Source organism: Streptococcus intestinihominis (assembly GCF_046824975.1).
In the GTDB taxonomy this organism is placed as follows: domain Bacteria; phylum Bacillota; class Bacilli; order Lactobacillales; family Streptococcaceae; genus Streptococcus.
Window position 1 is genome coordinate 190,930 of sequence record NZ_JBKQBL010000001.1, and the last position, 7,189, is coordinate 198,118.

General features: G+C 42.7%; 5 protein-coding genes. 3 read left to right on the forward strand and 2 right to left on the reverse strand.

The window, feature by feature from the left end:
• The coding region (locus ACLOR3_RS00995; RefSeq protein WP_412036901.1) for a phosphoketolase family protein at nucleotides 1-1,724 on the reverse strand (1,724 nt) is incomplete at its 3' end.
• A gap of 359 nt (nucleotides 1,725-2,083) precedes the next feature.
• Between ACLOR3_RS00995 and ACLOR3_RS01000 the strand changes: the two genes are divergently transcribed.
• Nucleotides 2,084-3,055, forward strand: a complete 972-nt coding sequence (locus ACLOR3_RS01000; RefSeq protein ID WP_411400027.1) for a hypothetical protein — start codon at nucleotides 2,084-2,086, stop codon at nucleotides 3,053-3,055.
• Nucleotides 3,056-3,164: 109 nt separating this feature from the next.
• Here the strand turns inward: ACLOR3_RS01000 and hutI are convergent, their stop codons facing one another.
• Nucleotides 3,165-4,412 (reverse strand): imidazolonepropionase, encoded by a 1,248-nt coding sequence (hutI, locus tag ACLOR3_RS01005; RefSeq protein ID WP_126404777.1) that lies wholly within the window; start codon nucleotides 4,410-4,412, stop codon nucleotides 3,165-3,167.
• A 200-nt stretch (nucleotides 4,413-4,612) separates the two neighbouring features.
• Between hutI and hutU the strand changes: the two genes are divergently transcribed.
• Together hutU and ftcD are read left to right on the forward strand one after the other, a co-directional pair.
• The gene (gene hutU, locus ACLOR3_RS01010) at nucleotides 4,613-6,643 is read left to right on the forward strand and encodes a urocanate hydratase (protein ID WP_411400028.1); all 2,031 of its coding nucleotides are present in this window, start codon (nucleotides 4,613-4,615) and stop codon (nucleotides 6,641-6,643) included.
• Between the two features lie 81 nt (nucleotides 6,644-6,724).
• Nucleotides 6,725-7,189: glutamate formimidoyltransferase (gene ftcD, locus ACLOR3_RS01015; RefSeq protein WP_412036902.1), on the forward strand; the 465-nt coding region annotated here is incomplete at its 3' end.

The window sequence follows — 7,189 nt, forward strand, 5'->3', positions numbered from 1 at the left end:
TGGTCCATCACTGCAAGCAAGCTATTGGTATCTGCTGGCAAGTATTCACGGATGTATTCTGGAGTTTTCTCAGCCAAGTGAGTCAAGATACCTGGATCTTGGTGAGTGTATCCATTGTGGTCTTGTTGGAAGACCGTTGAAGTTGCAATCAAGTTCAAGGCTGGGTAGTTTTTACGCCATGTCGTGTGAGTCTTAGATTTACGCAACCATTTGAAGTGTTGAGTGATCATAGAGTCTACAACACGAAGGAATGATTCATAAGAAGCGAAGAATCCATGACGACCTGTCAAGACATATCCTTCAAGCATTCCTTCTGCTTGGTGCTCTGACAATTGAGAGTCAATCACACGTCCAGTAGGGCTCAAAGCTTCATCATAGTCAGGTTTCATACGTCCTAACCATTGACGGCTTGTACGTGTGAAGACTTCTTGAAGACGGTTTGATTTGGTTTCATCTGGTCCAAAGATACGGAAGTTGTCTGGGTTCGCATCCACAAGGTCTGCTGCATACTTACCAAACTCGATCATATCTTGTGCCATGATCGCACCTGGTGTTTCAATCTTGAAGGCATGTTTCTTCCAATCAGCAGTGTTCATTGGCTTGATCACACCTGCGTTTGTGATTGGGTTCATGGCCATACGACGGTCACCTTTTGGTGCGATTTCAGCAATCTCAGGAAGTAATTTACCGTTTTCATCAAACAATTCTTCTGGACGGTAAGATTCCAACCATGAAAGAAGGGCATCTACATGCTCCATGTGGTGAGCATCTACTGGGATTGGAACTTGGTGGGCACGGAATCCACCTTCGATTGGTGTTCCTTCCCAAGCTTTTGGTCCAGTCCAACCTTTCGGAATACGAGCAATCAAAACAGGGTATACCGGTTGAGTTGCTTCTGCTGCAGATCCTTTGCGAGCTTCTGCTTGGACTTTCTTGATTTCTTCAATTGCTTCATCCAATTTTTCTGCAAACAGAGCATGAGCTGCTGCATGGTCGTCAGAAATAGCGGTTACGTCAGCAAAGATTGGTTTCCAACCAAGACCTTCAAAGAAGAGGGCCAATTCTTCGTCTGTTTTACGTTCGAAGATTGTTGGGTTGTGGATCTTCCCACCGTTGAGGTAGAAGATTGGAAGAACAGCACCATCGTTGACTGGGTTCAAGAAGGTATTGGCTAACCAACCAGCCATCAATGGTCCAGTTTCCCCTTCACCATCACCGATTACTGTTGCAGCAATCACATCTGGATTATCCAGAACAGCTCCAGCTGCGTGTGACAATGCATAACCAAGTTCTCCACCTTCGTGGATAGATCCTGGAGTTTCAGGTGCCGCGTGAGATGCAATCCCTCCTGGGAATGAGAAGATTTTACATAGGTGTTTGAAACCTTCTTCATTTTGTGGGATATTTGGATTCAATTCGGTGTAAGAACCATCTAAGTAAGAGTTGGACACCATAACTTGTCCACCATGACCTGGTCCTTCAATGTAAAACATATCCAAGTCATACTTGTTGATTGCACGGTTCAAGTGTGCGTAGATAAAGTTTTGTCCTGGAACAGTTCCCCAGTGTCCGATTGGGTGAGCCTTCAAGTCGTTTTCAACCACTTCACGTTTCAACAATGGGTTGTCTTTCAAGTACATTTGAGCAGCTGAAATGTAGTTCGCTGCACGCCACCAAGCATCCACTTTATCCAAGTATGCTTTGCTGTTAAAATCAACAGTCATATTGTCTCCTCTCAAATTCTAGCTATGATTCTGATGAATTAGAATCCAGTGCAAGTATTTAGGTTATAAACATTCTGTATTACTAAATGAAAACAGAACGAGCGCGAACCAAATTTAATTCAATTCTTTTCTATTCTATCAATAATTTATCTTTTTGTATATAGAAAAAAATAAAAAAAATATAGTTTATTATAAAAAGTTGCAAAATTCTTTTATAATCAAACCATTTTCCCATCTTTTTACAATTATCTTTGGGGCTAAACTGCCTAAAACTCCTTGGGGATCAACTAGTTATAAATCTCCTTGTCACCTAAAATTTTTCATGATATACTTTAGCTATCAAACTAAAGGAGATCAATATGATTAAGGAAAAACGCAATAAAGGATTTGTTTCAGGTCTAGTACTTGCCCTTTTCTTCCTAGTATTCGCAGGTTTAATATTTTCATTATGGATGCGTCACCAAAATCCTGCCACTAGCTTTGCTAAGGCAGAAAAGTCTGGGGACCCTGTAACGATGCTGATCTATGATATTACCCCAGAACCTGTCGGTACTGTGGGCAAAAGACATGTCCTCTATATTGTCCAATACGATAACCAAAATGATGGTAAATATGCAGGGATCGAAGCAAAAAAAGACGATGCGACGATTAAAGCGATTGTCGATAAAGCTCAAAAAGGAGAACTGCAGTCTGATCCTTATCAACTAAAAGGAACACAATTAGCTCCTTTGGCAAAGGATAGCAAAAATACATCTCGTAACGGTCGCATTGTTGGCTACAGTGAGTACATTCATTCCCTCCTTGACCCTACTTCTATCGTATCACTCAATATGACGACTAGCTATTACTTGAGCCTTACGGAATATAACAAAGACTCCTTATTCCTCTTAATTGGTTCAGCTGCTCTTGCTGGACTTTCTATCATAATGGTCGTAGCCAGCTTCTCCGTTCGGAAACGGACCATTGCTTCCTATCAGGAACTCCACCAAAACTATCCCGAACTCCAAGGAGATCTGTCCCGCCTGTCTGATGAAGCCAGCTACTACAATCAAGACTTAAAAGTTATCTTGTACAAAAATCATTTGATTACCTATTTCAGAGGAACGCAAACGATTGATTTACGAGATGTTCAACAACTATACTTACATGTCACTCGAGTTCGTCAATCAGGTATTGCCCGCTCTATCTTCCAATTGTGCTACATCCGCAAGGACAAGCCAAAGAAACAGCACCGCCTAGCCATTAAAAATAAGAAGAACGCTGAAGAACAACTCTACACTCTCTTTGCACAAGTGTCTGAGCGATTCCCAGATGTCAAGGTTGGAATTTAAAGCTTTCTAACTCCTCTTTTGAAATACTTTTCTAAGCCCTAAAACCCCCTCATCAACCAATTCTGATGAGGGGGTTTTTCTATTTAGGTCACATTTAAAACGAAGAAAATTAAATCACTTTCTTACCATTTTTATAGACATCTGTCACTAGGTTAGTCGCAAAGAAATAGAAGAGATAATCTAGATTTGGTGCGTCATAAATCGTGATATCAGCTTGTTTTCCAACATCGAAAGAGCCAATCGTTTTGGCACGATCTACTGAGTAGGCTGCATTGATGGTCACTGCATTGAGAATTTCCACTGGAGTTAGGCGCATCATGAAGCAACCAAGGTGCATGGCAAACTGGAGATTGGCTGTCGGACAGGATCCTGGATTGCTGTCTGTTGTTAGGGTAATAGCCATGCCAGCGTCCAACATCTTACGAGCTGGTGCATAGGTATCTTCCATGAGGCTGAAGGTTGTTGCAGGCAAAAGATTTCCAATAACTTTTGCTTTTGCTAGTTTTTGAATGCCCTCATCAGTAATGACCATCAAGTGTTCTGCACTGGTAGATTCCAATTCGGCTGCCACATCCACGCCACCAATGGACTCAATTTCATCCGCATGAATTCGTAATTTGAAGCCCATTTCCTTGGCTTTCGAAAGAAGATAGCGTGATTCATCCGCTGTAAAGACACCCTTTTCACAGAAGATGTCACAGAATTCAGCCAGATTGTCTTCTTTTACCTTTGGAAGCATTTGTTCAATAATCAGATCTAAATACTCTTGAGAACGGCCCTTGTACTCTGTCGGGATCGCATGAGCTGCCATAAAGGTTGAAACCAGATCAATTTCATGGTCTCGGTCCAAGGCTGCTACTACATCTAATTGACGTTTTTCCGTTTCCCAATCCAAACCGTAACCACTCTTGGCTTCAACAGTTGTCACCCCATGGCGCAACATATAATCCAACAGTCGTTTGGATTTGTCATAAAGGTTGTCGAAGGACGCTTCTCGTGTTGCCCGAACAGTGCTTAGAATTCCACCGCCTTGAGCGAGGATGTCTAAGTAGGAAACACCCGCTAACTTTTTAGCAAATTCATGTTCACGACTGCCTCCATAGACCAAGTGGGTATGGCAGTCAATCAAGCCAGGGGTCGCAACTTTTCCTTCACAGGATTTTACTTCCGTATGGGCATCCATCAGTTCTGGATCTGGTTGACCGGTCCCCACTGCAAGTACCTTTCCATCTTTAATGGCAATATAAGCATCAGAAAGGATTTTTGCCTCTGCCATCTCCTTGCCATAAAGAGGATGACCGAGGTCGTTTGGACAAAACAACTGGTTAAAGTGGGTTAAGATTACATCAGCAGACATATGAATACTTTCCTTTCTATTTCCATTGTTATTCATTTTATAATTCTAAAGCAAAAGCGTCAAAAAAAAGTCAAAAAGTTTTTCCCTCATTTTTTTTTGCTTTATTAAAAATTAAATTTATTTTTGACTCTTTATTGACGTTTCTTGGATACAATAAAGAAAATATAAATTCATAGTTTATACATAAGGAGGTTCCTACTATGTCATTTATAGACGATAAAGAAATTGCAGCTGCTATGTCTGTCAAACTTGACTTTGATGTCCTACCTGAAAAGGCAACGTTTCAAGAAGGCATCCGTCGTGCACCTGATAGAGGCTTCCGCTTAACGCAAGCTCAGACTGAGATTGCCCTTAAAAACGCTCTGCGTTACATCCCTAAAAAATTCCACCAAGAGTTGATCCCAGAATTTCTAGAAGAACTAAAAACTCGCGGTCGGATCTATGGCTATCGCTTCCGTCCAAAAGATCGGATCTATGGAAAACCAATTGATGAGTACAAAGGAAACTGCACTGCTGCTAAAGCTATGCAGGTCATGATTGACAACAACTTGAGCTTTGAAATTGCCCTTTATCCTTATGAATTGGTTACTTATGGAGAAACAGGTTCTGTCTGTGCCAACTGGATGCAATACAACTTGATCAAGAAATACTTGGAAGTCATGACGGAAGACCAAACCTTGGTCGTTGAATCTGGTCACCCACTCGGTCTCTTCAAATCTAAACCAGAAGCTCCTCGCGTTATCATTACCAACGGTCTCTTGATTGGTGAGTATGACAATATGCGCGACTGGGAAATTGCTGAAGAGATGGGCGTTACCAACTACGGTCAGATGACTGCTGGTGGCTGGATGTACATCGGCCCTCAAGGGATCGTTCACGGTACCTTCAACACTCTTCTTAATGCTGGACGTCTGAAACTCGGTGTGGCTGATGATGGCGACTTAACTGGTAAGCTCTTTATTTCGTCTGGTCTTGGTGGGATGAGTGGAGCTCAAGGGAAAGCAGCTGAAATTGCAAAAGCTGTTGCGATCGTTGCAGAAGTAGACCGCTCTCGGATCGAAACTCGTCACTCCCAAGGTTGGATTAGCCAAGTGACAGACAGTGCCGAAGAAGCTGTGAAATTGGCTCAAGCAGCACTGGAAGCTGGTGAATCTACTTCTATTGCCTACCATGGTAATATCGTAGACTTGCTTGAATATGTCAATGAACACAATGTCCACGTTCATCTCTTGTCTGACCAAACCTCTTGCCACAACGTTTATGATGGTGGTTATTGTCCAGCTGGTATTAGCTTTGAAGAACGGACACGCTTGTTGGCAGAAGACAAAGAAACCTTCCACCGTCTCATCGATGAAACCTTGGCTCGTCACTTCGCAGTGATTAAAGATTTGACTGCTAAGGGAACTTACTTCTTCGACTACGGTAATGCCTTCATGAAATCTGTTTACGACTCTGGCATCAAGGAAATTTCTAAGAATGGATTGGATGACAAAGATGGCTTCATTTGGCCATCTTATGTAGAAGATATCATGGGTCCTATGCTCTTTGACTATGGTTATGGTCCATTCCGTTGGGTCTGCCTCAGTGGTAAACACGAAGACCTGATCGCAACTGACCATGCAGCTATGGAAGCGATCGATCCAACTCGTCGCTACCAAGACCGCGATAACTACAACTGGATCCGCGATGCTGAAAAGAACCAATTGGTGGTTGGTACACAAGCACGTATCCTCTATCAAGATTGTATGGGCCGTGTCAACATTGCATTGAAATTCAATGAACTCATCCGCCAAGGTAAGATCGGACCGGTCATGATCGGGCGTGACCACCACGACGTATCAGGTACAGATGCTCCATTCCGTGAAACATCCAATATCAAAGATGGATCTAATGTTACTTGTGATATGGCGGTTCAATGTTACGCTGGTAACGCTGCTCGCGGTATGAGTCTTGTTGCTCTCCACAATGGTGGTGGTACTGGTATCGGTAAAGCTATCAACGGAGGATTCGGTCTCGTCCTAGACGGTAGCCACCGGATCGATGAAATCATCAAATCTGCGATTGCCTGGGATACCATGGGCGGGGTTGCTCGTCGGAACTGGGCAAGAAATAACCATGCTATTGAAACAGCAATCGAATACAACCGTCTCCATGCAGGAACAGACCACATCACTATTCCTTATCTTGCAGACGAAGATTTGGTCAAAGATGCGGTTCAAAAATTGTTTTAATTCAAAAAAATAAAAATTGAGAAAGGGGAGGAGAATACATTGCCCTCCTTCCCCACTTCTCCTATAAAAAGAGGTAATCATATGGCAAAAATTGTTGAGTGTATTCCAAACTTCTCTGAAGGACGCAATCAAGCTGTAATCGACGGATTAGTCGCTACTGCAAAAAGCATTCCAGGTGTTACATTATTAGACTACTCGTCTGATGCTAGCCACAACCGCAGCGTCTTTACACTCGTTGGGGATGAAGAAACCATTCAAGAAGCGGCTTTCCAATTGGTAAAATACGCATCTGAAAACATCGATATGACCAAGCACGAAGGCGAACACCCTCGGATGGGAGCAACAGACGTTTGTCCATTCGTTCCAGTCAAAGATATCACAACAGATGAATGTGTCGAAATCGCTAATAAAGTGGCGGAACGCATCAATCGTGAATTGGGTATTCCAATCTTCCTCTATGAAGATGCCGCAACCCGTCCAGAACGCACCAACCTCGCTAAAGTTCGTAAAGGCCAATTCGAAGGAATGCCAGAAAAATTGTTGGAA

Bases quoted from the DNA above. Each gene is read 5' to 3' on its own strand.
- ACLOR3_RS01000 (WP_411400027.1), top strand. From the start codon at position 2,084: ATGATTAAGGAAAAACGCAATAAAGGATTTGTTTCAGGTCTAGTACTT.
- hutI (WP_126404777.1), bottom strand. From the start codon at position 4,412: ATGTCTGCTGATGTAATCTTAACCCACTTTAACCAGTTGTTTTGTCCA.
- hutU (WP_411400028.1), top strand. From the start codon at position 4,613: ATGTCATTTATAGACGATAAAGAAATTGCAGCTGCTATGTCTGTCAAA.